This is a genomic window from Microbacterium sp. NPDC058389, assembly GCF_042722305.1.
Taxonomy (GTDB): Bacteria; Actinomycetota; Actinomycetes; order Actinomycetales; family Microbacteriaceae; genus Microbacterium.
The window spans coordinates 65,512-91,365 of record NZ_JBHXJQ010000004.1; the positions used below are offsets into that span (position 1 = coordinate 65,512).

The window sequence follows — 25,854 nt, forward strand, 5'->3', positions numbered from 1 at the left end:
AACGCAGCGTCGGTGGATTCCGGCTAGCGGTCGAGTCGGGACCGCGGCGGCCACCTGCTACCGTTCGACTCCGCTAGCCACCGAGTCACGCACTCGGTCGAAGCCCGGCGCGGCGGAGGACCGGCATTCGGCCAGATATCCAGAGCACGGGTCGATCTCAGAGGAACACATGACCCTACTGTCCGAGGTGAGTGCGGAGGCGAGCTGAGTGCGGGGTTGCCGGGGCTCCGAGCCAGAACGAACGCGTGTCAATCGCTAGTCTGCCGAGATGGACGAAGTGTGGGCAATCGGGGTGCTTGAGTGGTGGATCGAGACCGTAAACCAGATTCGAGGATCTTCATACGGTGGCTCTGGGCGGACTGAACGCAACAACTACGTTGACCCAGGGAGTGCTCAGTTCACTGCGCTTCGAGCGCGCGAGGATCAGACCCGGCGAGTGCTCGCAAGAGCGCTTGGGGAAGACGAACTGCCTGAAATACTCCTTCGCGGGTCGATGAGCAACTCCTACTGGGTGTCGTCGGGGCTCGACAAGGCAGAGTATGCGATCGGGAAGCTGCGCACCGACGCCGAGACTCGAGCGAAGCTCGGGAGCAACGCTCCAACCATGAAGGCCGACGCGCTTCACCCTCTCATCTGGGGCGCGGCCTCGAAGCGTTGGGAGTCGGCCCACTACTCCGACGCCGTGCAGAGAGCCGCAACTGCGCTCAGCGGGCTTGTGAAGGATCAGATAGGGCGATATGAACTAGGAGACGCTGACCTCATGTCTCAGGCGTTTTCGCTCACTGCCCCCCCCAGGAAGGCAAGCCACGGCTCCGCTGGCCCGGAAATGATGATGACCGCACAGTGAAGTCGATGCGTCAGGGCATCCTGAACATGGCACAAGGCGTCTTCGCCGCGATTCGCAACCCCGCCTCGCACTCCACTGACGAGCTGCCAAGCAGGAAGCGCTCGAACAACTGGCGACCCTCAGCATCCTCGCGCGGTGGGTCGAGCGATGCGAGCTTGTGACGGTCTAGCCGCTACAGGTGCGCATCTGCGCGGAGCCGAAACCCTCGTTGCGGGGAGCGCCTGTTAAGCGGTCCCCTCTCAGCGGCCAAATGATCGCGGGAACGCGATGTCCCGATCCGCGCTCTCAGGTCAGCGGCAGTGTGGGGTAGCGGTCGCTTCGTCTTGCAATATGCTCTCGCTGTGATCTGGACCGCCGAGTGGACTCGTGGAGACGTCTTCGGGTTGCTTCAGGTAGTTGTAGCGATCCTCGGATTCGGGCTGGCGATCTGGCAACTCGTCCGCACGGCGAACGCGACGGTGGCCTCGAATCGTGCGCTGCAGCGGCGTCTTTTGTACAACGACCTATTGGTGATGCTCCCCGACGTTCATTCGCTTGAGGATGCTGTCGATAAGGCTGCTCGCTCAAAGAGCCGAGATGAAGTGTCTGTGGCCCTCGTCACATACAGTCGCCGTGTGGCATCCATGGTTGGAGCGCTGAAGTCAGACCCCGCCCTGAAGGACCACAAAGTGACGAAGGCTTTGGCGGCGGCGGCGAAGGCAGCGGGTGACCTGAAATCGACGCTCTACGACGAAGCGGAGCCCGATGTGCAGGCGATGGTCAGGCCAGTCCAGACCAAGATACAGACGGCGAGCCGCGAGACGGGTGAGGCGATTGCAACTCTTCAACGGAGCGCGGATGCTGAGAAGCAGAAGAAGAAAAGGGCGGATGGCTAGGAAATGAACCTCGAACCTACCGAGATCATCCAAATTCTCGAACGTCTCGCCCGAAAGACACAGACTCCGAATGGGCTGTCGTGGGAAGTGTCGGCACACGAGCCGGATGAGTACCTCACAAAGAGCCGGCGTTTCCGCTACTACGTCCGCTCGCGCGACGGCGACGGAGCCGCTCCGTACATCTTCGAGATCTATTATCCCGAGTCGCAAAAGCCCGGCCCGGAGCTGGTAGTCGACTCCGGCGCGGAGGATGCGCGGAAGGCGTTGAGCGAGTTGTACCAGATTGCGCGCCGGTCAGCATCGGGCTTTGTTGATGGTTTGGCTACCGAGGTTCTGCGCGATCTGGAAGACGACCCCTTCTAGATCCCAGAGAAGTAGTCGTGACCGAGGCCGCCCGTTCGCCGAGACCAGGGTCGACGACGGCGCCTTGCCGGCGGGACAGACACAGGTCCGCACTCCGGGAGAACGGAGAGAAACGCTGACCTCCCTCGGGCACCTCCTCGGCGGGCAGGAGATCAGCCGCGAACTCATCTGAGGCGACCACAACGCAGCCAATTGAGCACGTGGTCGAGAACGGCGTATACGTCGCACCACCGCCCCCGCCCGGCCCATTCGCCGCCGGCCGGCAACACGTTCCGAAGATATATATCCGCGGCAGTTGCCGGCGCGGGCACCCACTCGGAAGCCGAGTATGACGGTGTGTCCGCTGGACGACCCGATTACGAACCTGCAGGCTCCTTCTGCGCGTCGAGCAGCGCAAGCTCGTAGGCCCGAACGAGTTCTGCCGAGAGCCTGCCGCGAACTCCGACGGTGTAGCCGTTCTCGATGCCCCATGCGCGGATCTCACCGGGAGAAGTGGTCGTTTGAACCGTGACAGGTGTACTCCCAGCGACGGCGGTCGTGGTCGGTTCTTTGGTACGTCTCGTCTCGGGGGCCGCGACCTTGGCGGGTTGCAGGTGCTTGAGGAGCATGGCGTACATCTCGGGGTCAACAATCCGGGTCCCCAGTTCGTGTGCTCGCGAGAGCTTTCCCCCTGCGAAGGAGCCGTCACTCACGAGCATCGCGGTGAGGCCGGAAACGGCTCCGATCACGCGGACGCCGAGTTCCTGGGTTCGCCGCTCCAGTCGTGCTCGTTCACGCTCTCGCCCGTCGAAGCCCGTGAATACGACCTTGTCGCCGACGCGTAGCGGCTCCCCGAGTGCCCAGTCGGCAGGAAGCGGACCGAGTTTCGCGCTCAGCCGTGTTGCACGTGCGGCATCTGCCGCGGCGATCAGCTTCGGAACGAGCTCGCTCGACAGCCGCAGCGACGATGCGATGGATTCGAGTTCGGTCCGCTCGTCGCGGGAGACATGGCCATCGTCCAACGCCTTGTGTGCGAGAGCGAGAACGAGGGCCTGGTGTGCGTCAGCGACATCGGCGTCACTCAGCTCGTAAACCTCGACGAGGTCTTGCAGAGCGGCGGCTTCGTCTTCGGAGATGACTCCATCCTCCAGTGCGTCCAGGAGGGTTTCGACGTACGTCAGTGATCCGACAGGCGCCCCCTCGTCAAGCACTTCGACAAGACTGAGTTTCGACAGTTGTGTGATGAGCGCAGGGTGCTTCGGCTTCGCGCTGGTCACCCTGATGGGACGCGGCCGCGCCGAGGCTCGCTCGTCCGGCAGGAATGCGAGCGGTGCACGGCTCGGTCCCAATGGCCACACCACGCCTCGGGCGTCCGTTTGCACCGAGATGAGTGCCGGGTGCGGACGCACTCGACCCTGCGCCTGCAGATAGTGACGGAGCAGTCCGGCTGTCGCACGGGCATCGCCGAGCGCCGAGTGAGCGTCGTTCAGCGGGATGCGAGCGCTCCAGCAGCAGTCCACTAGGCGACGACGGTCCAGATTAGGCATGTAGTGATGGCTGCCGTCGAGCGTGCAGTACGCGGGCAGCCACGGTACGTCCCAGCCGGCGCGGCGGAACTCCGCGCGGAGGAACGCAAGATCGAAGCGTGCGTTGTGCGCGGCGATGGGCAGCCCCGCGATGTACGGCACGACGGAAGCGGCGACATCGCGGAACAGAGGCGCGTTCGCGACATCGGCCTGCGTGATGCCGTGGATGTGTGTTGCGCCGACAGGCCCCTCGGGGTTGAACCGGGTTGACCACTCGTCGACGACGTTGCCGCCTTGATCCACCCGCACGACTGCGATCTCTAGCACACGGTCCGTCTTGGGGGACAGGCCCGTCGTCTCCACGTCGATGATGGCGAAGTGGGGCTGCCGCGAAGCCGGAGGCGGCGACGCCACCCGCGGCGCCGCCGCATCCTTCTTCGCGCTACCGTCGCCGAACAGCCAATCGAGCCAGCCCATGCTTCTCCCCACGTCCCGCGCTGCCGATTGCCGAGCGCACTCGACCCATCATGCCGCGGCGCGCCGACGTGGGTCGTACGCTCGCGATTACCCATGGGTATGGCGTCGAGTGACTAACAAGTTCAGTTCCCGTTACTCACCTCCATGTGAGCGCTTGGCCGCCGGGCATCGGGCGACTCGCTACTGCTGGAGGTGCTCAAGGCGGCCGCAACTCGCCACAGAGATTCCAGCCGCTCGGATCAGCGAAGCGTGAGCGGTGATCCAGCCTCGGACGATCGGCACGCGCGAGTTTGGATCGAGTGTGATCCCTCGCCCACGACGCACGGAATGGCGCGTGCTACCGAATTCTCGCCTGCAATAGGTTGGCGAGATGACAGACGAACTCCAAAGCCTCCCACGTGGCCTTGGCGAATTGATCCAGGGAGTGCTTGAGCTCCAGGTCCACTTCACCCCCCTGGCTTCGCCCGCGATGTCGCGCCGCCGGGAACTGATCAACGCAATCGCGGCCGAGTTCGCCGCACTCCTCGCCGCGTCAGATGATCATGTATCCCAGGTGAAGGGAAGCAACGGGGCTGGCAACAATGCAAAGGTGCCCTGGGTCCGGGTGTTCGACCCCGCTCAATCGCCCCGCCCCACGCTCGGCTGGTACGTCGTGCTGCTGTTCGCCGCGGACGGATCTGCGGCCTATCTGTCGCTCAACCAGGGCGTAACCAAGCTGGATGCGGCTGGCATCGAAGCCAACGTTTCAGATGGATGGGGCCGGGTATCCGAATCACCGGCCGCGAGAACCCCGTTGATGGACGAAGCAACTCGCAATGTCGACCTCCGGGACCCGGGTCTCGGCGCCCAGTACGCTCGCGGCAACTTGCTGGCCTTCCGGTACAACCGAGAGGGGATCCCAAGTGACGGGGACATCAAACGGCACCTCCGCTGGCTGTCAGAGCTCTTGACGATTCTTCCGACAACTGACGCCCTCCCCAGCCAGCATCGCCCCGCGGCGGAGCCGGGAGTGCTCGACGTTGCGGCGTTCCACGACGTGGGGCAGGCGGAACTCAGCACGATCGCAAACGCGATCCACTGGTCCGAGGACGAGATTCTGAACACGGTTGAGAGTCTTCGGGACGCGAGTCCGCAGATTGTGTTGGCGGGACCTCCAGGTACGGGCAAGACCTTCGTTGCTCGCCACCTTGCTGCCTTCCTTCTTGGGCAAGCGGGATACGTCGACAACAATCCCCAGATCGAAGTGGTTCAGTTTCATCCGACGTACGGGTATGAGGAGTTCGTCGAGGGTCTCCGCCCCACCATTGGCCCGGCTGGCGCGTTCGAGTTCGCCCCAGTTGCCGGGACGATCGTCCAACTGGCCGACGCGATCGCAGAGGACGGCCAGCCGCGCGTGCTGATCATCGACGAAATGAATCGGGCGAATCTCCCCCGTGTGTTCGGCGAGCTGTACTACCTGCTTGAATACCGCGAGCAGGAGGTCCGACTCATGTACCGGAATAGATTCGCCTTGCCGGAACAGCTGTTCATCATCGGAACCATGAACACCGCGGACCGAAGCATCAGGAGCGTGGACTTTGCGCTGCGTAGGCGTTTCGACTTCTTCGATGTCAAGCCGTCATCGGAGATTCTGAAGGCGCACTACTCCGAGGACGGCCATGTGAATGAGCTGGGACCGTCCCTCTATTCCGGTTTCGACGCCCTGAATGAAGCAGTCTTCGCTCTCATGGGCGACCGTCACCATGGCATCGGCCACAGCTACTTCATGCTGGATCGAATGAGTGGGGCTACTCTGCGGGCAGTTTGGGAACGACAGGTGCAGCCGTTGCTGGAGGACTACGTCGGCGGAAACGTCGCCAGTCTTGAGGGCCTGAGCGTTGAGAGCCTCTTCGGCGAATGAAAACGCTCCACCTCGCGGAGGCTCGAACCGCCATACATTCTCTCACCGACGATCAAGCGGCGAGGCTGGCATTGCTCGGCAAGAAACTCGCGGGTGAGCGCCGGTGGTGGGGAAGCAACGGCGCGTACAGCGACGATTCCCGGTCTGTCTTCCGGCTGACCAAACTCTTCGGGGGCAGCTGGCGTGTCGAAGTCGGCAACGTAGTGGGCGTTGTCGGGCTCCCAGATTTGACGATAATCGTCGAACCGAAGATCGGCATGCAGCACTTCATGCATCTGCTCGCTCGCTCAAACGGCATGCCGCGCGTCGACTCGTCTATGACGTCGCTGGAGGCAGCATCAGGTCTTCAGCGACTAGTTATCGAGTGGTTTGTTGGAGAGCTCGACACCCTGTTCCGGCGAGGCCTTGTGAAGGACTACGTGCATTCCGCGGAGCGTCTTCCAGTCGTGCGCGGCCACGTCAACTTGGTGACAACCTCCCGCCAGTGGCTGCAGGGCCGTGTTCTTGCTGACTGCGAGTTCGATGACTTCACCGAAGCCACGCCGTTCAACCACTTCCTCGCAGCGGCTGTTTCTCAGTCCATTCGCTCCCCGGCGGTTGACGATCGCCTTCGAATGAGGCTGGCGTACTTTGCACGCGAGCTGCCCCCTGCATCCACTGAAGCTAGGGAGGACTTTGATCTCGACCGTCTCCCCGCGCGATATCGCCACTACCAGCCGGCTCTGAAGTACGCGATCGACATTCTGACCGGGGTCGGTCGCGCCCTCGAATCGGGCGACCACAGGTCGGGGACGTTCCTCTTCAACTCGGCGGCCGTTGCCGAGGACGCGATCCGTGAGGTGCTCGCCGAAGCGCTCGCCCCGATGCGCGTGGTCAAGACCGGTGGACGCCACCTGCTACCGGCATTTGTGTCCGTGAATCCCGACCTCGAGATCGGGCCACCTCCATTCACCGGAGACGTCAAGTACAAGATTGGCGATCGAAGCTGGAATCGCCAGGACCTCGCTCAAGCCGTCCTCTTCGCGGCGGCGTACAAGAGTGCGCACGCAGTTATCGCGGATTTTGCTCAGATGGACGTACTTCATCCGTCGCTAAAGGTCGGCGACATCCAAGTTTCGCGCCTCCGCTGGGTGATTGGCGACGGCACTGATCCCGAGGACTCCGAGCGCCGCTTCGCAGAGTCTGCTCGCGCGCACATAGAGCGGGCCGCCCCCAGCCTCTTGGCCACCGCCTGACACGAGGGGAAGTCCCACCTCAGCTGAATTTCACAGAGTTGGATCGACATCGACGCTCAGGATCGTCCTGCGCACGTCCCCGCGTAGATCTGGATCGCACACGTGGCCGCTGTAGGCTGTTACGCACAGCGCCCTTCCCTCCGATAGTCAGCGGCTCTAGCGATCGGGCGCGGCGCAGTGCTCGTCGTCGAACGGCTGCTAAGCGACGCGCGCCAGCGCGGAGTCTGCAAGGAGTGAGCGGCGAGAACGGAGTCGGGCGCGAGCGCTACACTCTCGGCGTCGGAGGGAGGCGCCCGTCCACCTCAACGCCAGTTGACGACGTCTTTCGCTATCTACCCACATCTCTCACCGGCCGCATTGACGGCATCCGATGAGTGTCCGACACTGTCCCAATACTGACCGTGGAGCCAGGTACGAGCGGAGGTCGAGATGGGCACCATCACCCCGTACGAAACGGCGAAGGGCCGCCGCTACCGCGTGCGCTACCGCAAGCCGGATGGCGCCGAGACGCAGAAGCGGGGCTTCACGACGATGCGCGAGGCGAAGCTCTACCTGTCCATGGTCACCGTGTCGAAGTCGAAGGGGGAGTACATCGATCCCGTGGCGTCGCGGGTGCCGGTCCGGATGTTCGCCGACAGCTGGCTCCGGTCGAAGCAACCGCCGATGTCGAAGCCTTCGTACTACATGACGCTTGAGCGTGCGTGGAAGAACCACGTCGCTCCCGTCTGGGCAGACAGGGAGATCTGGTCTATCCGGCGCTCCGAAGTACAGGATTGGGTGTCCGACCTCGCGACGCAGAAGTCGCGGACCGTGGTCATCCGCGCCCTAGGAGTCCTCGCCGGCATCCTCGACGTCGCGATCGACGATCGCCGCCTCGCGAGCAACCCGGCCCGCCATGTGCGCAACCTTCCTCAGCGCGGGCCCGGCAAGCGCCGCGTCTATCTCTCGCACGACCAGGTGGCGACGTTGGCAGCGTGCTCGGCGCATCCGACGATGGTCCTGACCTTGGCCTACACCGGCCTCCGCTGGGGTGAGGCGACAGGGCTGCGCGTCCGCAGCGTGAACCGGCTCCGACGACGCTTCGTCATCGAGGAGAACGCGGTGATGATCGCATACGAGATCCATGTCGGCACGCCCAAGACGCACGAGAAGCGCTCGGTGCCCTACCCCGAGCGCCTCGCTCCGATGATCGAACAGGCCTGCGCGGGCAAGGGCCCGGAAGGATTGCTCTTCGGCGACGGCGTCAACCATATGCGCAACTCAGGCGCACAGGGGTGGTTCGCGAACGCGGTCCTGCGTGCGCAGGCCATCGATCCATCGATCCCGCGGTTGACGCCTCACGATCTCCGCCACACCGCCGCATCGCTCGCGATCAGTTCCGGCGCCAACGTGAAGGCCGTGCAGCGGATGCTCGGGCATGCATCGGCGGCCATGACGCTCGACACCTACGCCGACCTCTTCGACGACGATCTGGATGCCGTCGCATCGCGCCTCAACGACGCCATGCCGTTCGTGGCGCTGCCGGCGGGTCCGCAGACCCGGTACGCCCGACCGCAGTAACCCGCAGAGAGCAGATTGCTCAGCTTTCCGAGGTGGCTCGAGACGCCCGAAATGCTCGTTTTCGGCGCTCCGAGACGCCGGATGAAGCGTTGCGAAGGGCCTTCCCTTCGGCTCATAGCTTTCTCACATGCGGCCAAAAAGCGGCCAAAACCGCATTCTGAGTGGTCTGACCACAGAGGAAAAACCTGGTCAGAGGCGAAAAGAGACTGTGCCCCTGGAGGGACTCGAACCCCCAACCGTTTCCTTAGGACGGAACTGCTCTTCCATTGAGCTACAGAGGCTGGCCGGACGAGTCTACCCGGGCCGCACGCACGCGCCGTGTACCCTCACTGCGTGCTCGACAGCCGACAGCCTCACCGCGCGCGCCGTGCCGCCGTGGCGCTCGCGCTCGCCGCGGGGCTCGCGGGCTGCGCCGGCACCGCGCCCGCGCCGCACATCACCTTGCCTCCCGCGGGCGCGGCGCCCGACTACCAGCTCGGCGTGGCGTATCAGCCGCCGGACGGGGTGGGAATCGTCGCGCGGGACCGCACGGCCGACCCCGCGCCCGACCTCTACTCGATCTGCTACGTCAACGGCTTCCAGACTCAGCCGGGTGAGCTCGACACGTGGCCCGCAGATGCGCTGCTGTCCGATCACGACGGTGACGTGGTCTTCGATCCGGAGTGGCCGGACGAGGCGCTGCTCGACACGTCGACCGACGCGAAGCGTGCGCTCATCGCGGGCGTCGTCGAACCGTGGATCCTGGGCTGCGCCGAGGCGGGCTTCGACGCCGTGGAGTTCGACAACCTCGACACGTACGAGCGCAGCGACGGGGCGCTGACGCTCGACGACAACCTCGCGCTCGCGACGATGCTCGTCGATGCCGCTCATGGCGCCGGGCTGGCCGCAGCGCAGAAGAACGCCGCCGAGGACGCCGACCTGCTTCACGAGATCGCCGGATTCGACTTCGCGGTGGCCGAGGAGTGCACCGTGTACGACGAGTGCGGCCTGTACGCGGACGCCTACGGCGCGCACGTGATCGCCGTCGAGTACTCCGACACCGACGTGGACTTCGCCGCCGCCTGCGCCGATCCGTCGGCGCCCGCGTCGCTGGTGCTGCGCGACCGCGATCTCGTCGGTCCCGACGACGAGGCCTACGTCTTCGCGCTGTGCGACGGCGCCGACCTGCGCGGATAGCGAAGGCCCCGGCATCCCTCCCCGAGTCGTGCGGGAAGTGGATGCCGGGGCCCGAAGTGCGGCGTCAGCCCCGCGTCGCGAGGGCGAAGCGCACGGCGCCGTCCTCGGCGAGTTCGGCGTCGAGCACGCGATCCTCGAGTGCGATCGCAGCAGTCTCGTCGAGGAACACGCGGGCGCCGTCGGTGACGACGACCGTGTCGGCGGGCTGGGGGTCGGGGGCGACGCTCAGTTCGAATCCACCGGCGCCTCCCGTGTCGCGGATGCGGACTCCTCCGTCCTGGACGGCGGGCACCCGCGAGACGATCTCCTTGACGGCCTCGGCGGCGGTCTGGGTCAGCGTGAGCATGCTTTTCCTTTCCGTTGGGGCTGTGGACCGGCCACGATTCCGAGAACCGCGCCGGTCCGCAACCCGTACGCGCCGACCTGTGCCGATTCGGAGGAAGCTCCCACGTTTTCGGTCCGCGCCTCGGCTCGGTCGGTCACGGCCGGCGACCGCCGCCCCCGCCGCCGGGGCCGCCCATTCCGCCGGCGACGTTGGAGCCCTCCGTCACGGTCGCGGCCGTCGCGCCGTCGACGGCCACGGTGTACGAGCCGCCGTCGGCGAGCGCGGGGCCGCTGTAGAACACGGCGCTGAAGTCGCGACCGGCCTCGAACGTGGCGATCACGGTGCCGGAGGCATCCATCACCGTCACGGTGGCTCCCGCCGAACCGCTCGCGCTCGCCGCGAGCCACTGCTGCGACCCGGTCGGGTCGACCAGCGCGGTGCCGGCCACCAGCACCTCACCGCCGTCGATCGTGATCGTGCCGTTGGCGTCGAGGGCGCCCTGGCCGCCCGAGTCGCTCGGACCGCTGAGCACCGTGGTGCCGCCGCTGACCGAGATCGAGCCGTTGGAGTCGAGGCTGTCGCCGCCCGACACCACCCGGACCGAGCCGCCCGAGATCGTCAGGGTCTCGCCTGTGTCCTGCTCGCCGCCCGCGCTCGCACCGGCGGCATTGACGCCGTCGTCGCTCGCGGTGACGTCGACAGTGCCGCCCGACACCGCGATGTCGGTGCCCTCGAGACCCTCGTACGCGCCGGTGACGGTGACCTCGCCGTCGCGGATCTCGAGGCGCTGATCCGCGTGGATGCCGTCGTCGCCGGTCGCGACAGTCACGGTGCCGCCGCCGATGCCGACCGAGCCGTTCGAGTGGATCGCGTCGTCGGCCGCGTCGACCGTGACGTCGCCGCCGTCGATCGCGACGACCACTCCGGCCGAGATGCCCTTGGCGCTGTCGGACGCGGTCGCGGCATCCGGTCCCGCAGTGATCGACACGGTGCCGCCGGTGATCACGGCATCCGTGGCGACAGCGATGCCGTCGTCGCCGCTCGTGAGGTCGACGGTGCCGCCGGCGATCACCACGAAGCCCTGGCTGGCGTCGGCGTCCTGGTCGCTCTTGAGGGCGTCGCCGCCCGCGGTGATGTCGAGCGTTCCGCCCTCGACCGTGAGCGAGTCCTTGCCGCGCAGGCCGTCGTCGACGGCGTCGACGGTGATGTCGCCCGAGAGGATCACGAGATCGTCGGTCGAGGCGATGCCGTCGTTGCCGTTGCCCGACACGTCGAGTGCTCCCGTGCCCGAGATGGTCAGGTCGGCCTTCGAGGAGATCGCCGCATTCGCGTCGGCGTCATCGGCGTACGAAGAGGCGTCCGACACCGAGTTCGAGCTGCCGTCGGCAAGGTACAGGCCGACGTCGTCGGCGCTCGTGACCGTGATCGCGGGGGAGTCGGATGCCGTCACGTCGGCGTCGTCCAGGATCAGCACGACCTGCGCGTCGTCGGGGGCGGCCACCACGATCTGCCCGTCGAGGGATCCCGACAGGCGGAAGACGCCCGCGGCGGTGATCGTCACGGTCGAGCCGTCGACGGTCACGGCGTCGGAGTCGGAGGAGGCGGTGGAGCCGGTGAGCGTGATGTCGGCGGCATCCGATGTGCTCCATTCGTCGTCGTTCACCGTCGTGACGTCGGCGTTTGCGGCGAGCACGGCGGCCGCGCTGAGGTCGGAGTCGACGACGGCGGCGGTCTCGGTGTTCGAGCTGTCGGTCGACGGCGTGCTCGAACCCGCGGCGACGGCCTGGGTCGTCGCACAGCCGGCGAGCACGAGTCCGGCGAGGGTCAGGGGCGCGGCGGCCAGGATCAGGCGGCGGCGCTGGTGGGGACGGGGCATGACGAGTCCTCCTCGTTCGTGGGGGTCGGGGTCTGGGGTGCGGCGCGATGCGCGTCGGCGAACGGGCCGCGCAGCAGGCGCGACCAGCGGTTGCGGGGCAGATCGGGATGCAGCGCCGCCAGGCCTGTGGCGTACTTGCTGACGGTGGCGGGGCGGTGGCCGGTGCGCCACAGCGCGCGGTCGACGTCCGACGGGCTGGCGCCGGACTTCGTTTCGACGATCGCGAGCTCGGGCAGCGCGAAGCCGCGACCGTCGGGCTCGATCCACTCCAACGCGGTGTCGACCGTCGCTCGTCCGGAGCCGTCCGGAGCGAGCAGCGTCGCGCGGCGGTACCGGGTCAGAAGCGTGGCGTCGAGGTCACCGGCACGCTCGGCGGCGACGCCGATGGTCGCGAACGCGTCGGCGACATCGTCGCGGGCGTCGTCGGTGAGGCGGTCCCGGTGCTGCAGGTCGTACTCGCCGCGGTCCTTCACGGTGGTGCCGCGGGCACCCCGCGTCTTGATCTCGAGGTACGACGTGCCGGTGTCGAGGTAGCTGCGCGTGCGCAGCTTGAACCGCCGTCGTCGCGGCTGCGCGGCCATGCGGAAGCTCAGCAGGTCGGGGGTGTCGAAGTAGACGGATTCATACGCGAACTCGCGCGCCCCGTCGATCTCCAGCACCCGCGTGCGGGGGTCGAGCGCGGCGATGACCTCATCGAGGCCGTCGCGGGGGACGACGTACTTGCGGTCGACGCGCGTGAGGAGGGATGCCTCGGCCACGAGCCCGTCGAGCGTCACGGGATCGAAGCGGCCCAGCGCCGTCATCGCCCGGCTCCCTGCAGCGCGGACGCGGCCCGCGCGCCGGAGCGCGGCATCCGGTACCGCACATCGACGAGGGTCGTGTCGTTCACGAGGTCGAGCTCCTGGATCGTCGTCGAGCTGACGGTGCCGCCGAGCCGTGACTCCAGTTCGCTGCGCAGCTCGTCGTCGTCCGACACGGCGCGGTCCAGGCGCACCACCTGGTGTCGTGTGCGGGCGAGGAAGGCCGGGTGGTCGGCGGCCCACAGCACGACGAGGATCAGCGCGACCATCGCGGCCACCGGCCACGGGTCGGTCTGCGGCAGCCCCGTGACGAGGCCGATCGCGAGGGCGGCGAAGTAGTACGCCACCTCGCGCTGCGTGATCTCGGACGAGCGCAGGCGGATGATCGACAGCACGCCGAAGAGGCCGAGTCCCAGGCCCATGGCGACCTCGGCGGTGCCGAGCACCGCAGCGACGGCCATGACCCCGACATTGACCCCGAGGAACGCGACGACGAGGTCGCGGCGGTGGTGCCGGCGGTAGTAGAGCCCGAGGCTCAGGACGAGGGCGGCGGCCAGATCGATGCCGATCAGGATCAATGCGCTGATGGTCATGGGTTCCTCCCGATGGGGTGTTCGTTGGCATCCATTCGAGCCGTGGCCGCTATGGGGTTGCTATGACGCGCAGAAGGTCGGGATCCGAGTTCCGTACGACCTTCCTGTGCCTCGCGGGCGGTGCCGAAGACGAAGCTGCGCTGCACCCCGTAGCTCGTCACGAACAGCACGGCCTCGGTCAGCACCTTCGCCGCCACGAGCGGCACGCCGTACCGGGTGAGAGCGTCGAGCCACACGATGTTGGATGCCAGGAGGGCGATGGCAAGCACCGCGTAGCGGACGAGCTGACGAGGCATCCCTCCGCTCCCGCGCGCACGGAAGACCACGCGACGGTTGACGGCGAAGTTGACGGACGCGCTCACGACTCGGGCCGCGACGATCGACGGCACCAGGGCTCCTGTCAGGGCGGTGAGCGCGAGCAGCATGACGGTGTCGACCGCGAAGGCGATGAGTGACGATCCGGCGAACAGCATGAGCGGCAGCATGACGCGCAGCGAGTCCACGACGGGGCGGAAATGACTCGACGCATTCCCGTCGAGGTATACGGTCTCGATCGGCACCTCGCGCGTGGCGACGCCCGCGCGCCGGCAGCGCAGCAGCACGTTCTGCTCGTACGCGAAACGTTCGCCCGGCTGGTCGCGGACCCACTCGACGAGTTCGGCGGGGATGCCGCGCAGCCCGGTCTGGGTGTCGCTCAGCGGCCACCCGGCCGCGAGCCGGAAGACGCCGCGCGCGACGGCGTTTCCCGCGCGCGAGCGCCACGGCACGCGGCCCGCGAACGCCCGGCAGCCCAGCACCAGGGTCGGCGTGCCGGCCGCGGCGTCCGCGCGGAGCTCGTCGGCGACGCGGAGGATGTCGGTGACCGTGTGCTGGCCGTCGGCGTCGGCGGTCACGACGTCGTCGCCCGGGTGCTCGAGCAGCGCGTGGTCGAAGCCGGTGCGCAGGGCCGCGGCCTTGCCGCCGTTCACGCCGTGATGCAGCACGGTCGCTCCGAGGCCTTCGGCCATCGCGAAGACCGCGGCGTCGCCCGGCCCGCTGCCGTCGTCGACCACGACCACCTCGACATCCGGGTCGGCGCCGAGCAGCCCGGCGACCACGCCCGCGAGCCGTGGCCCGGGCTCGTACGCGGGGATGAGGACGATCACCGCGTCACCCCGCCGACTGATCGGCGATGTACAGGATGTCGCTCGTGCCGCGCTCGCCGCCGTTGGACGGCTGGTTGATCACCTCGCCGTTGAAGTACATCGTCGACGAGCCGCCGCCGTCGAGGTTGTACGCGGTCGTGGCGCCGAGGTCGACCATGATGTCGGCGAGCTCCGTGAGCGTGACACCCGCGCTGTAGCCCGACTGCCGGCCGTCGACCACCACGAACACGAGGTGGTTCTCGTCGATCACGCCGACGGCGGTGCGCGGCTGGTCGCCCTGGATCGAGTGGTTGCCGAAGTTGGTGTCGATCTCGACATCCTCGATGCCGTCCACGACGGAACCGTCCTCGACGATCGCGGGCCCGAAGCTCAGTGTGTTCCAGGCGCCGTCGGCGAGGAGCTCTGCCGCGGTCGTCGTGGTCTCGTCGTAGACCTCGACGCGGCCGTCGGTGTAGAATACGAGCCCCTCGCGCGCCGGTTCGTCGCGGAAGACGACGCCGTTGCGGATCACGATCCCGGTGTCGCGGAAGCCGTAGTAGTCGCCGTTGATCGCGAAGATCGCGTCGTTGTCGGCGGCGATCGCACTGGTGAGCTCGGTGATGTTCTCGCCGAACTGGTCCTTGGCGAAGGCGCTGCGGACGGCGGTCGCGTCAGACAGCGTCACGTCGGCGACGTAGTAGGTGACGGTGTCGGCCCCCGACCCTTCGGTCACCGTCGAGATCGTGATGGACGTGGAGCCGTCGGAGTACGACGATCCGGTGACGGTCGTGCCGGCGTCCGTCGCGGTGCCGGCCGTCGCATCGTCGGTCGTCGCGTCCGCGCTCGCCGTCGAGTTCTGCGCCTCGTACTCCGAGACGTCGGCGATCTCTACGTGCTCGACGAGGAAGCGGTCGGCCGCCCACACCGCTCCACCGCCCGCACTCAGGGCGACCACCAGGCCCGACGCGATCACGATGTTGCGCGTGCGGCGGCTCCACCGCGGTCGCCTGCCGTCGCCTTCGGGCGGGTTCCGGGGTGTGCGTGTCGTGTCCATGCTTCATGGGTACGAGGCCCACTTACGACGAGTCTTGCCGTCGCCTATGAGGCCGCCCGGCGAACAATCCTTATCGGATCAGAAAGTTCGGTGGTTTCTTGGGCCGTGTCGGGCGACTTACGTGGCGTATCGCCGTGACGGTCTGACATCGTGGCACGCATGACCCGCATTGGCATCGTCGCCGAAGCGCCCGGAGAGAACCGGGTGGCCGCGACCCCCACCACCGTTCCCAAGCTCGTCGCCCTGGGCTACGACGTCGTCGTCGAGGCCGGGGCGGGGGCAGCGTCGTCGTTCCCGGATGCCGCGTACGCGGCATCCGGCGCGACCGTGGTCGACGGGGCCACGGCGTGGGCCTCGCCGGTGGTGCTGAAGGTGAACGCGCCGACCCCTGGCGAGATCGACCGGTTGGCTGACGACGCGACCCTCGTCGCGATGCTGAGCCCGGCGCTGCGGCCGGACCTCGTCGAGGCGCTCGCGACGCGGGGGATCACCGCGCTCGCCCTCGATGCGGTGCCGCGCATATCGCGCGCCCAGTCGATGGACGTGCTGAGCTCGATGGCGAACATCGCCGGCTACCGGGCGGTCGTGGAGGCCGCCCATGAGTTCGGGCGCTTCTTCACGGGACAGGTCACGGCGGCGGGCAAGGTGCCGCCGGCCAAGGTGCTGGTCGCCGGGGCGGGGGTCGCGGGCCTCGCCGCCATCGGCGCCGCGTCGAGCCTCGGCGCCATCGTGCGCGCGACCGACCCGCGCCCCGAGGTGGCCGATCAGGTCGCGTCGATCGGCGGGCAGTACCTCGAGGTCGTCGTGCCAGACGAGCAGAAGCAGGTGTCGGCCGACGGCTACGCACGGGCGACCAGCGACGCGTACGACCGCCGTGCGGCCGAGATCTACTCGGAGCAGGCCGCCGACGTGGACATCATCATCACAACGGCGCTCATCCCCGGGCGCCAGGCTCCGCGGCTCATCACCGCCGCGGACGTGGCGAGCATGAAGCCCGGCAGCGTCATCGTCGACATGGCGGCCGGGCAGGGCGGCAACGTCGAGGGCTCCGTCGCGGGGGAGCGGGCCGTGACGGCGAACGGTGTCGTCATCCTCGGCTACACCGACCTCGCCGGCCGTCTGCCGCAGCAGGCGTCGCAGCTGTTCGCGACCAACCTCGTCAATCTGCTGAAGCTGCTCACCCCGGACAAGGACGGTGTGCTCGCCCTCGATTTCGACGATGTCGTGCAGCGCACCGTCACCGTCGTGCGCGACGGAGCGGTGACGTGGCCGCCGCCGCCCGTCCAGGTGTCGGCGGTCGCGCCGACGCCGACTCCGGCCGCGACGTCCGCGACCGCGCCCGTCCGCACTCCGATGTCGACAGGCGCCCGCATGGCCCTCATCGTGGCGGGGATCGTCGCGCTCTTCGCGGTGTGCGCGTTCGCGCCGCCACCGCTGCCGCAGCATTTCCTCGTGCTGACGCTCGCGGTCGTCGTCGGGTTCTATGTGATCGGGCACGTCGCCCACGCCCTGCACACGCCGCTGATGAGCGTCACCAACGCGATCTCGGGCATCATCGTCGTCGGCGCCATGGTGCAGATCACGCTGCCCGACCTGACGGTCCAGATCCTCGCGGCGGTCGCGGTGCTGCTGGCCAGCATCAACATCTTCGGCGGCTTCGCCGTGACGCGCCGCATGCTCGCGATGTTCCAGAAGGGTGACGCCCGATGATCGCCGTCGCAGGTGCCGTCGCGGGCGCGGCCTACGTCGTCGCCGCCCTCCTGTTCATCCTGAGTCTCGCCGGGCTCAGCAAGCACGAGACCAGCCGCCGGGGTGTCACCTTCGGCATCGTCGGCATGATCGTCGCGCTCGTCGCGACCGTGTGGCTCACCGCCGCCGGCGCATGGGGGACCCCGCAGGGCACGACCGGTCTCGTTCTCCTGGTGATCGCCGTCGTCGTGGGCGGCGCGATCGGGCTGTGGCGCGCGCGGGTCGTGGAGATGACGGGGATGCCGGAGCTCATCGCCCTGCTGCACTCGTTCGTCGGCCTCGCCGCAGTGCTGGTGGGCTGGAACGGCGCGCTCTACGACGTGGGGCTCGACGGCGCACTTGCGGACATCCATCACGCGGAGGTCTTCATCGGCGTCTTCATCGGCGGCGTGACCTTCACCGGGTCGATCGTGGCCTTCCTCAAGCTGTCCGCGCGCATCTCGTCGAGGCCGCTCATGCTGCCGGGTAAGAACGTGCTCAACGTCGGCGCGCTCGTCGCCTTCGTCGCTCTCACGGTCTGGTACGTCCTCACCCCGGAGCTCTGGCTGCTCGTGCTCGTGACGCTGCTGGCGCTGGCGCTCGGCTGGCACCTCGTCGCGTCCATCGGCGGCGGCGACATGCCGGTGGTGGTCTCGATGCTCAACAGCTACTCGGGCTGGGCGGCGGCTGCGGCCGGGTTCCTGCTGAACAACGACCTGCTGATCGTCACCGGCGCCCTCGTGGGTTCGTCGGGCGCGTATCTGAGCTACATCATGTGCAAGGCGATGAATCGTTCCTTCCTGTCGGTCATCGCGGGCGGCTTCGGCATCGAGGCGCCGAAGGCAGGCGAGGAGGAGCACGGCGAGCACCGCGAGATCGACGCCGCGGGCGCCGCCGAGCTGCTCGCGGGCGCGGGCACCGTCGTCATCACTCCGGGCTACGGAATGGCGGTCGCCCAGGCGCAGCACGGCGTCGCCGACCTCGTGCAGAAGCTGCGCGAGCGCGGCGTCGAGGTGCGGTTCGGCATCCATCCCGTCGCCGGCCGTCTTCCGGGCCACATGAACGTGCTGCTCGCCGAGGCGAAGGTGCCGTACGACATCGTGCTCGAGATGGACGAGATCAACGACGACTTCGCGCGCACCGACGTCGTGCTGGTGATCGGCGCGAACGACACGGTCAACCCCGCTGCGGCCGAGGACCCGTCGAGCCCGATCGCCGGAATGCCGGTCCTGCGCGTGTGGGAGGCGGCGAATGTGATCGTCTTCAAGCGCTCGATGGCATCCGGATACGCCGGTGTCGCCAATCCGCTCTTCTATCGGGAGAACACGCAGATGCTCTTCGGAGACGCGAAAGACAAAGTCGACGAGATTCTCATGCAGCTCTCACGAATCACCGTCTGAATTCTGATACAAAAGGGCCCTCGCCGCGATGGTGATCGCAGTGAGGGCCTTTTCGTGACGAAAGTCAGTGCGCGGCGTCGTATGCCTCGAGAATGGATGCCGGAACCCGGCCCCGCTCGGAGACCTTGAAGCCGTTCGCCTTCGCCCATTCGCGGACGACGCCGAGGTCGCGCTGACCGGCGCGGCGACGGCCACCGGCGGCTGCGGGTGCCGGGGCGGCCGAGCGGCCCGAGCTCACTCGGCGGCCGGCGGACGTGTAGGCCGACAGGGCGTCGCGCAGGGCGGCCGCATTCTCGGCGGAAAGGTCGATCTCATAGGCGACACCGTCGAGCGAGAAAAGGATCGTCTCGCCGTCGCCGACTTCGAGAACGGTCCCGTCGATGTCGTCGACGAGCTGGTGGATGATTTTACGGGCCATGGAATTCACATTACGCAGGGCAATTCCGCGTAGGCAATCAATTCCGGGCGACGCGCCGAGAAAAGGCGTGCACGAATGTCAGGGGAGAATTCCGGCCCGTCGGGCCATGACGACGGCGGCATGACGGGTGGAGGCATCCAGTTTCGCCATCGCGGATTGGAGGTACGACTTGACCGTGCCCTCTTTGAGGTCCAGCGTGGCGGCGATCTCGGCGTTGGTCGAGCCCAGCGCGGCGCACGCCAGCACGTCGACCTCGCGGGGCGACAGCCGGACGTCGAGCTCGATCGGCTGGTCGACGGCGTCGTGCGACAGTGCGGCGAGGCGCTGCTCGAGGCGATCGAGCCGGGCGCGCACCACGGGATCGCCGACGATCGCGGCGATGCTGCGCAGCTCTGCGTAGCTCTCACGCAGCCCCTCACGGGTCGCCGCGGGAAGGGCCGAAGGGGGCGTGGAACTCCGCGTCAGCGTCAGCCGGCGCTGGACCTCGTCGCGGATGCGCAGTTCGCTCGACAGTTCGTCGGCCACCGCGAAGGCGGGGCGTGCGACGACGTCGCCGACGGGCGCCTCGGCCCATGAGCCGCAGTAGATGACCCCGCGGGCGCGGCCCTCGACGAGGATCGGCACGGCGAACAGCGTCGCGATGCCCTCGCCGAGCACGGCCCGGTCGTAGTCGTGCGTGATGCTGCGGGCCGAACGGTAGTCGATCGCCAGCCGTGGGCGCTTCTCGATGAGCGCGCGGCCGCCGAGGCCGCGCGCGGCCTCCACGACGAGGCCGTCGAGGCTGTGCGTGCGGGCGCCGTGGATGGACGTGACGTGGATCGCGCCGTCGAGGACGAGGCCGCCGAATGCGACGGGGAAGCGGGTGCGACGCACCAGCTCGGCGACGGCGTGATCGAGGGCCTGCGCGTCGCTCAGGCCGTCGTCGGGTGCGCCGAAGGCGCCACGGCCCCCTGATCGTGTACCGGGGACCGGTGCGCTGTGTGGGAGGGACGCGCCCACGACTACCTGCTTCCGGGTGACGGCGTCCTCGCCGCCTTTCGTAGCGTCGACATTACCATCGGGCCGATTCGGGAACCCGGGCGCCATCGTCCAGGCGGGGCCCGGGTGTGCCCGGGCCCCGCTGCGTGCGGGCGGCCTACTCGCCCGTGGCCCACGAGTCCCGGGCACCGGGAGGCGCCGGCGGGATGCTCCGTCCGCTCTCACTCTCGGCGGGGGTGCCCGGACCCTGTTCGAGGTCGATGAGGTAGCGCTTGATGTCGGGGCGGCCGCCGTACTCGCCCAGCGAGCCGTCGGCGCGCACGACGCGGTGCACCGGCACGACGATCGAGAACGGCGTGGTCGCGCACGCCGTGCCCACCGCCCGCGCCGCACGCGGTGCGCCGGCCGCGATCGCCACCTCTCCGTAGCCCGCCGTCTCGCCGTAGGGGATGTCGCACACGGCCTGCAGCGCGGCGAGGGTGAAGCCCCGCACGAGACTCCAGTCCAGCGGCAGGTCGAAGCCGGTGCGCGCGCCGTCGAAGTATTCGTCGAGCTGCGAGGCCGCCGCCTCGAACAGGTCGGGTCGGGCACCTGCTTCGTCGTCGGGGACGGGAGCCGCGCGCAGCAGCAGCGACACCCGTTCGATCTCGGCGTCGAGCGGGCCGTCGAAGGGATGGAGGGTCACGATGCCGTTCTCGGCGATGACGATGAGGATGTCGCCGATCGGCGACGGGTGGACGCGGTAGCGGGGCGGATCCGTCGGGGTCATGCGACCATCCTGGCGCGGGCCGGCGCCGAGGCGGACGGTGGACCCCCGAGCTGTGGGGAGTCACCCGTCCGCGGCCGGGATCCGTGCGCTGGGGAGGAGTGGCCCGCTCGGCCGGCCGTCCAATACCGCGAAACTCAGGTCCATTGCAAGTACCCCGTGCGCGCTCCGCTTAGGGTGGCTCGTGTGTGGCGAGCAGATCGGAGCGCCGTGTTGGGCGCAGAGGACGCCGAACGCGGGGCGGTCGTGACCCCCGGCGACCTCGGGCTCGCCGAACCCGACGTGACCGTCGTGCACGTCGCCGAACCGGAGCGGGACCGTCTGCGACTGCAGTCCGCGGCTTTGGGCGGACGCTCCACGCTGCAGCACTTCATCGACGGCCAGGACGCCGCGATCGAGATCACCAAGGCGCACCCGGGCAGCCTGCCCCAGTTCATCACCGGCCGGTCCACGCTGCTGTCGAACCTCTTCCGTGACGAGGTCGCCCTCCGTGGTGCGCGCCTGGCCGCCCAGCGCATCACCTCGAAGGACCTCGAGCTGCGCACGACGCGCGGCCTAGACACGGTCCGGCTGGCCGTGGGCCTCGCGAACTGGCGCCTCGGCGGGCTCGTGTGCAGCGCCCCGGTGCTGCTGCGCCCGCTGGCGATCCGCCGCCACCACGGCGACTTCGAGCTCAAGCTGCACGGCACCTTCTCGGTCAACCCCGAGCTGGTGCGCGCGATGCGGCAGCACTTCGGCATCGCGATCGACGCGGGCGGGCTCGCGGCTCTCGCGTACGAGGGCGGCCTGTTCAAGCCGCAGCCGGTCATCGACCACCTGCGTGCGCTCACCGCGTCGATCGACAGCTACGTCGTCAAGCCGCGCCTGCTCGTGTCCAGCTTCGCCGACGTGGGCGGACGCATGGCGGCGGATGCCTCGGACCTGGACCACCCGGTGCTCAACGCGCTCGCGGGACACGTCTCGGATCGCGAAGCGCTCACGATCCGCCGCGACGGACCCGTGCCGACGAGCCCCGACCACCGTCCGCCGGCGTCGGACACGCTGCTGCTGGACGCGGACTCCGAGCAGGAGCGGGTGCTCGCGCGCATCGCCGACGGCCAGTCGATCGTGGTGCACACGCTCCCCGGCACGGGCGGCACGCAGACCGTCATCAACACGATCGGCCAGCTCGTCCGGGCGGGCAAGAACGTGCTCGTGGTGAGCGCGCGGCGCTCGACCCTCGACGGCGTGCGGCACCGTCTCGCCGGCATCGGCCTCCCGGGGCTCGCGGTGTCGCCGGATCGCCTGCAGCGTGACCTCATCCGCGCGATCGGACGCAACGAGAAGGCGGACACACCCAAGGTCGCCGACATCGACGACGCGCTCGTGCGCCTGCGCGGGGTGCTCGGCGACTACCGCGCGGCCGTGACCGACCGGCATCCCTCCCTCGGGGTCTCGGTGCTCGACATCCTGCGCGCTCTCGCGACGCTCGCCGACTCGGGCGATGCGCCGGCAACCGAGGCGCGCTTCGACGAGGACGCCCTGGAGAGCCTGGCGACCACTCGCGCGGAGGCGGCCGCGAAGCTCGCGGCGGCCGCACGGCTGGGGGAGTTCCGGTTCGGCCCCGACGACTCGCCGTGGTACGGCGTCACGTTCTCGACCGTCGAGCAGGCACGCGCCGCGCACGCCCTGGCGGGCAAGCTGCAGCGCAGCGACCTCCCGACCCTCCTGGAGCGCGGCTACGAGCTCGTCGGCCAGACGCGCATGCGCCCGTTCCAGACCGTCGACGAGCTTGGCGTGTACCTGCGCCTCATGCAGGGCATCCGGGACTCGCTCGACAAGTTCAGCATGACGGTGTTCGAGCGGCCGCTCGGCGAGCTCATCCAGGCGCACGCCGCCCGCCGCGACTCTCCCGACATGACCGGCGCCAACCGTCGCCGGCTGCGGCGGCTCTCGCGGGAGTACCTGCGCCCCGGCGTCCACGTGCCCGACATGTACGAGGCGCTCGTGCGCATCCAGCAGCAGCGGACGGAGTGGCAGCGCCACGTCGAGGCAGGCGTGACGCCCGAGGTGCCGCTGGGACTCGGCGACGTGCAGGTCGCCTGGCACCGTGTCGAATCCGAACTCGGCGAGCTCGACGCCGTCCTCGGCCGCACAGGGGCCGATCGCCTCGGCTCGCTGCCCGTGAAGCACCTCGTGCGCACGCTCGCCGGCCTCGCCGCGGACTCCGACGTCTTCGACAACCTCAAGGAGCGCGCGACGCTGCGCACCGAGCTGGCGACCCTCGGCCTCGAACCGCTGCTGCTCGAGCTCTCGGTGCGTCATGTGCCCGAGGAGCGGGTCGCGGCCGAACTCGAGTTCGCCTGGTGGCAGTCGGCGCTCGAGCTGGTGCTGCGCACCGACCGTGCCGTGCTCGGGGCCAACACGGCCGTCGTCGATCGTCTGGAGCGGGATTTCCGCCTCGTCGACGAGGCGCACGCGGCGGCATCCGGCCCACTGCTGGCGGCGCAGCTGGCCACGCAGTGGCGCATCGGCATCGTCGACCACGCCGACGAGGCGGGCGCGCTCAAGCAGGCGCTCAAGCGCGGTGCGGTGACGCCCGCCGAGCTCGTCGCCGTGGCGCCGACCCTGTCGCGCACGCTCGCGCCGGTGTGGCTCGCCTCGCCGTACGAGGTCCCGCGGATCCCCGAGAAGGCCGCCTTCGACGTCGTCGTGCTCGCGGATGCCGCGGCGCTGTGCCTCGCGGAGGCCGCCCCCGCATTGCGCCGGGCCACCCAGGTCGTCGCGTTCGGCGACCCTGTGACGCAGAAGCCGACGCCGTTCGTCGTGGCCGCCGGAACCCCCGCCCCGCCGGCTGCGCCGACGGGCGAGGACGCGCAGGACGACGAGCCTCCGTTCGACGACACCAGCGTGTTCGAGCGGCTCGCCGAGCTGTTCCCCGTCGAGACCCTGACCCGCAGCTATCGCGCGGGAGGCGAGGACCTGGCGGCGCTCGTCAACGACGCGTTCTACGGGGGCGAGCTCGTGTCGCTGCCGTGGGCGGGGTCGTACCTCGGTCGCGGCAGCCTCGCGGTGGACTACGTCGAGGGCGGCCACGGCGCGCCCGACCCGGTGACGGGTGCCGTCGAGAGCCCAGACTCCGAGGTGGCCCGTGTCGTGACCCTCGTCGTGGAGCACGCCGTGAACCGCGGCACGGAATCGCTCATGGTCGTCACCGCCAGCACGCGGCACGCCGAGCGCATCCGCGCGGCGGTGGAGGCCGCGTTCGTGGGGCGCTCCGACGTGGCCGACTTCGTCTCGCGCGACACGGCGGAGCCGTTCGCCGTGCTCACGCTCGAGGAGTCGGTAGCCGAGAGCCGCGACCGGGTGGTCTTCTCGCTGGGGTTCGGACTGACGAAGCACGGCCGCGTGCTGAGCGACTTCGGCGACCTGTCGACGCCCGACGGCGAGCGGCTGCTCACGGTCGGCATGACGCGCGCCCGCCGGTCGATGGTGATCGTGTCGTCCATCCGCCCGTCGGCGTTCGACGACGGGCGCCTGGAGTACGGGGCCGCCACCTTGATGTCGATCCTCGGCGGCATCGCCGCCCGCTCGCGCGAGGCGCGGCTCGAAGACCTCGCCGATCCGCTGACGCGCGCGCTCGCCCGCGAGCTCCGGCGCGCCGGGCTGTCGGTCGACGTGGACTACCGGGGCCTGCTGCCCCTGGTCGCCCAGTACGACGGCAAGGCGGTCATCGTCGAGAGCGACCCCGAGACGGTCGGCGAGTCGCTGCGCGAGTCGCTGCGGCTGCGGCCTCAGGTGCTGCGCCGGCTCGGCTGGCACTACGTCCGCGTGCACTCGTTCGATCTGTACCGCGACCCGGCCGATGTGGCGCAGCGGATCGCCGCGATGCTCGGCGTGCCGCCTGACGCCCCCCGGGTGGACAACGAGACGCAGCCCATCGATGTCGTCGAGTGACCGTCAGCGCATCGAGCGGGTCACGGGGTCACGCCGGGCGAAGCTGACGCCCGCCCCCGGCACGACGGCCGAGCCGATCCCTGCCGACGAGACGGCGGATGCCGCGACCGAGCAGGCCGCGGCATCCGCCGATCCGGGGCCGAACGACGAGCGCATGCGCCGCGACGTGCCCCCGCACTACTAGGACTTCTGCTTCCCCAGCAGGTCGCGGATCTGCACCAGCAGCTCGGCCTCGCTCGGCAGCGCCTCGGGCTCCTCGGTCACGCCCTGCTTGGCGGCGGCGCGCTCCTTGAGCACGTTCATCGGGTGCACGAAGACGAAGTACACCACGACGGCAACGGCCAGGAAGTTGATGACCGCGGCGAGGATGAGACCGATGCCGAAGTCTGTGGTCCCGCCCCGGACGTTGGGGATCGCCACCACGATGTCGGACAGCGTGTCGGCCTGGAACACCAATGCGATCAGCGGATTGATGAGGCCGTTGACGATCGCGGTGACGATCGCCGTGAACGCGGTGCCGATGACGACCGCGACCGCCAGATCGATGACGTTGCCGCGGACGATGAATTCCTTGAAGCCCTTGATCACGGGTAACCCCCCTGGTGTCGTCCCGCGCCGATGGGGCTCCGGTTCAGGCTCCGGAGGACGCGGGCGAGGCCTTCGCCTCGGACTTCGATGATGTCGAAGTCGGCGAGGAGGCGCCACCCGAGGCATCCGATCCCGAGCTCTTCGCGCCCGCGCGCGAGTCGGTGCGGTAGAAGCCCGATCCGTTGAACGTCACGCCGATCGAGCCGTACTCCTTGCGCAACGGTCCGCCGCACTCAGGGCACTCCGTGAGGGTGGGGTCGGCGAAGGACTGGACCGCGTCGAAGCGGTGGCCGCACTGCTTGCAGGCGTAGGCGTAGGTGGGCATGGATT

The 25,854-nt window shown here is 68.6% G+C and carries 24 protein-coding genes and 1 tRNA gene; 12 read left to right on the plus strand and 13 right to left on the minus strand.

Going from position 1 to position 25,854, the window contains the following annotated elements; translation table 11 throughout:
• Nucleotides 1-268: 268 nt before the first annotated feature.
• From ACFWJ8_RS07135 to ACFWJ8_RS07150, 4 genes are all read left to right on the plus strand, one after another.
• Nucleotides 269-847 (plus strand): TIGR02391 family protein, encoded by a 579-nt coding sequence (locus ACFWJ8_RS07135; RefSeq protein ID WP_378810184.1) that lies wholly within the window; start codon nucleotides 269-271, stop codon nucleotides 845-847.
• 5 nt (nucleotides 848-852) lie between these two features.
• The gene (locus ACFWJ8_RS07140; RefSeq protein ID WP_378810186.1) at nucleotides 853-1,008 is read left to right on the plus strand and encodes a TIGR02391 family protein; all 156 of its coding nucleotides are present in this window, start codon (nucleotides 853-855) and stop codon (nucleotides 1,006-1,008) included.
• A 180-nt stretch (nucleotides 1,009-1,188) separates the two neighbouring features.
• Complete coding sequence (locus ACFWJ8_RS07145) at nucleotides 1,189-1,722, plus strand: hypothetical protein (protein WP_378810188.1); 534 nt, start codon at nucleotides 1,189-1,191, stop codon at nucleotides 1,720-1,722.
• 3 nt (nucleotides 1,723-1,725) lie between these two features.
• On the plus strand, nucleotides 1,726-2,085 hold the full coding sequence (locus ACFWJ8_RS07150) for a hypothetical protein (RefSeq protein WP_378810189.1): 360 nt from the start codon (nucleotides 1,726-1,728) through the stop codon (nucleotides 2,083-2,085).
• Nucleotides 2,086-2,441: 356 nt separating this feature from the next.
• Here ACFWJ8_RS07150 and ACFWJ8_RS07155 read toward each other — a convergent pair whose 3' ends face one another.
• A complete protein-coding gene (locus tag ACFWJ8_RS07155; RefSeq protein ID WP_378810191.1) occupies nucleotides 2,442-4,067 on the minus strand; it encodes an exonuclease domain-containing protein in 1,626 nt (541 codons plus the stop codon).
• Between the two features lie 370 nt (nucleotides 4,068-4,437).
• Between ACFWJ8_RS07155 and ACFWJ8_RS07160 the strand changes: the two genes are divergently transcribed.
• The 3 genes from ACFWJ8_RS07160 (at nucleotide 4,438) to ACFWJ8_RS07170 (ending at nucleotide 8,762) form a co-directional block, all read left to right on the plus strand.
• Complete coding sequence (locus tag ACFWJ8_RS07160) at nucleotides 4,438-5,967, plus strand: McrB family protein (protein WP_378810193.1); 1,530 nt, start codon at nucleotides 4,438-4,440, stop codon at nucleotides 5,965-5,967.
• The gene (locus ACFWJ8_RS07165; protein WP_378810194.1) at nucleotides 5,964-7,202 is read left to right on the plus strand and encodes a hypothetical protein; all 1,239 of its coding nucleotides are present in this window, start codon (nucleotides 5,964-5,966) and stop codon (nucleotides 7,200-7,202) included. Before ACFWJ8_RS07160 ends, ACFWJ8_RS07165 begins: the two co-directional genes overlap by 4 nt.
• 429 nt (nucleotides 7,203-7,631) lie before the next feature.
• Nucleotides 7,632-8,762 carry a tyrosine-type recombinase/integrase gene (locus tag ACFWJ8_RS07170; RefSeq protein WP_378810196.1) on the plus strand — a complete coding sequence of 377 codons (1,131 nt, stop codon included), beginning with the start codon at nucleotides 7,632-7,634 and terminating at the stop codon, nucleotides 8,760-8,762.
• Between the two features lie 209 nt (nucleotides 8,763-8,971).
• Here ACFWJ8_RS07170 and ACFWJ8_RS07175 read toward each other — a convergent pair.
• Nucleotides 8,972-9,043: transfer RNA gene (locus ACFWJ8_RS07175), tRNA-Arg, on the minus strand.
• A 52-nt stretch (nucleotides 9,044-9,095) separates the two neighbouring features.
• Between ACFWJ8_RS07175 and ACFWJ8_RS07180 the strand changes: the two genes are divergently transcribed.
• Complete coding sequence (locus tag ACFWJ8_RS07180) at nucleotides 9,096-9,938, plus strand: endo alpha-1,4 polygalactosaminidase (protein WP_378810197.1); 843 nt, start codon at nucleotides 9,096-9,098, stop codon at nucleotides 9,936-9,938.
• A gap of 64 nt (nucleotides 9,939-10,002) precedes the next feature.
• Here the strand turns inward: ACFWJ8_RS07180 and ACFWJ8_RS07185 are convergent, their stop codons facing one another.
• The 6 genes from ACFWJ8_RS07185 to ACFWJ8_RS07210 form a co-directional block, all read right to left on the minus strand.
• Nucleotides 10,003-10,284: a Fe-S cluster assembly protein HesB gene (locus ACFWJ8_RS07185; RefSeq protein WP_378810198.1), complete on the minus strand. Its 282-nt coding sequence runs from the start codon at nucleotides 10,282-10,284 to the stop codon at nucleotides 10,003-10,005.
• Nucleotides 10,285-10,417: 133 nt separating this feature from the next.
• Nucleotides 10,418-12,139: a carbohydrate-binding domain-containing protein gene (locus ACFWJ8_RS07190; protein WP_378810200.1), complete on the minus strand. Its 1,722-nt coding sequence runs from the start codon at nucleotides 12,137-12,139 to the stop codon at nucleotides 10,418-10,420.
• Nucleotides 12,109-12,942 (minus strand): polyphosphate polymerase domain-containing protein, encoded by an 834-nt coding sequence (locus ACFWJ8_RS07195; RefSeq protein ID WP_378810201.1) that lies wholly within the window; start codon nucleotides 12,940-12,942, stop codon nucleotides 12,109-12,111. Before ACFWJ8_RS07195 ends, ACFWJ8_RS07190 begins: the two co-directional genes overlap by 31 nt.
• Nucleotides 12,939-13,532 carry a DUF4956 domain-containing protein gene (locus tag ACFWJ8_RS07200; protein WP_378810202.1) on the minus strand — a complete coding sequence of 198 codons (594 nt, stop codon included), beginning with the start codon at nucleotides 13,530-13,532 and terminating at the stop codon, nucleotides 12,939-12,941. The genes ACFWJ8_RS07195 and ACFWJ8_RS07200 overlap by 4 nt, the downstream gene beginning before the upstream one ends.
• On the minus strand, nucleotides 13,529-14,677 hold the full coding sequence (locus ACFWJ8_RS07205; RefSeq protein WP_378810203.1) for a GtrA family protein: 1,149 nt from the start codon (nucleotides 14,675-14,677) through the stop codon (nucleotides 13,529-13,531). The genes ACFWJ8_RS07200 and ACFWJ8_RS07205 overlap by 4 nt, the downstream gene beginning before the upstream one ends.
• A gap of 4 nt (nucleotides 14,678-14,681) precedes the next feature.
• Nucleotides 14,682-15,710 carry a phosphodiester glycosidase family protein gene (locus ACFWJ8_RS07210; RefSeq protein ID WP_378810204.1) on the minus strand — a complete coding sequence of 343 codons (1,029 nt, stop codon included), beginning with the start codon at nucleotides 15,708-15,710 and terminating at the stop codon, nucleotides 14,682-14,684.
• Between the two features lie 159 nt (nucleotides 15,711-15,869).
• On the opposite strand from ACFWJ8_RS07210, the gene ACFWJ8_RS07215 reads away from it, so the two are divergent.
• Both ACFWJ8_RS07215 and pntB read left to right on the plus strand, forming a co-directional pair.
• Nucleotides 15,870-17,420 (plus strand): Re/Si-specific NAD(P)(+) transhydrogenase subunit alpha, encoded by a 1,551-nt coding sequence (locus tag ACFWJ8_RS07215; protein WP_378810205.1) that lies wholly within the window; start codon nucleotides 15,870-15,872, stop codon nucleotides 17,418-17,420.
• Nucleotides 17,417-18,838, plus strand: coding sequence for a Re/Si-specific NAD(P)(+) transhydrogenase subunit beta (gene pntB, locus ACFWJ8_RS07220; RefSeq protein ID WP_378810206.1), 1,422 nt, complete (start codon nucleotides 17,417-17,419; stop codon nucleotides 18,836-18,838). Before ACFWJ8_RS07215 ends, pntB begins: the two co-directional genes overlap by 4 nt.
• Before the next feature lie 64 nt (nucleotides 18,839-18,902).
• Here the strand turns inward: pntB and ACFWJ8_RS07225 are convergent, their stop codons facing one another.
• The 3 genes from ACFWJ8_RS07225 to ACFWJ8_RS07235 form a co-directional block, all read right to left on the minus strand.
• A complete protein-coding gene (locus ACFWJ8_RS07225; protein WP_378810207.1) occupies nucleotides 18,903-19,256 on the minus strand; it encodes an Lsr2 family protein in 354 nt (117 codons plus the stop codon).
• Between the two features lie 78 nt (nucleotides 19,257-19,334).
• Complete coding sequence (locus ACFWJ8_RS07230; RefSeq protein ID WP_378810209.1) at nucleotides 19,335-20,255, minus strand: response regulator transcription factor; 921 nt, start codon at nucleotides 20,253-20,255, stop codon at nucleotides 19,335-19,337.
• 136 nt (nucleotides 20,256-20,391) lie between these two features.
• On the minus strand, nucleotides 20,392-21,003 hold the full coding sequence (locus ACFWJ8_RS07235; protein WP_378810210.1) for a methylated-DNA--[protein]-cysteine S-methyltransferase: 612 nt from the start codon (nucleotides 21,001-21,003) through the stop codon (nucleotides 20,392-20,394).
• A gap of 210 nt (nucleotides 21,004-21,213) precedes the next feature.
• Between ACFWJ8_RS07235 and ACFWJ8_RS07240 the strand changes: the two genes are divergently transcribed.
• Together ACFWJ8_RS07240 and ACFWJ8_RS07245 are read left to right on the plus strand one after the other, a co-directional pair.
• On the plus strand, nucleotides 21,214-24,936 hold the full coding sequence (locus ACFWJ8_RS07240) for an AAA family ATPase (protein ID WP_378810587.1): 3,723 nt from the start codon (nucleotides 21,214-21,216) through the stop codon (nucleotides 24,934-24,936).
• Nucleotides 24,923-25,120, plus strand: coding sequence for a hypothetical protein (locus tag ACFWJ8_RS07245; protein WP_378810212.1), 198 nt, complete (start codon nucleotides 24,923-24,925; stop codon nucleotides 25,118-25,120). Before ACFWJ8_RS07240 ends, ACFWJ8_RS07245 begins: the two co-directional genes overlap by 14 nt.
• Here ACFWJ8_RS07245 and mscL read toward each other — a convergent pair.
• Together mscL and ACFWJ8_RS07255 are read right to left on the minus strand one after the other, a co-directional pair.
• A complete protein-coding gene (mscL, locus tag ACFWJ8_RS07250; RefSeq protein ID WP_378810214.1) occupies nucleotides 25,117-25,524 on the minus strand; it encodes a large conductance mechanosensitive channel protein MscL in 408 nt (135 codons plus the stop codon). The two genes, ACFWJ8_RS07245 and mscL, sit on opposite strands and share 4 nt — an antisense overlap.
• Before the next feature lie 43 nt (nucleotides 25,525-25,567).
• Complete coding sequence (locus tag ACFWJ8_RS07255) at nucleotides 25,568-25,849, minus strand: FmdB family zinc ribbon protein (protein ID WP_378810216.1); 282 nt, start codon at nucleotides 25,847-25,849, stop codon at nucleotides 25,568-25,570.
• Nucleotides 25,850-25,854 lie beyond the last annotated feature (5 nt).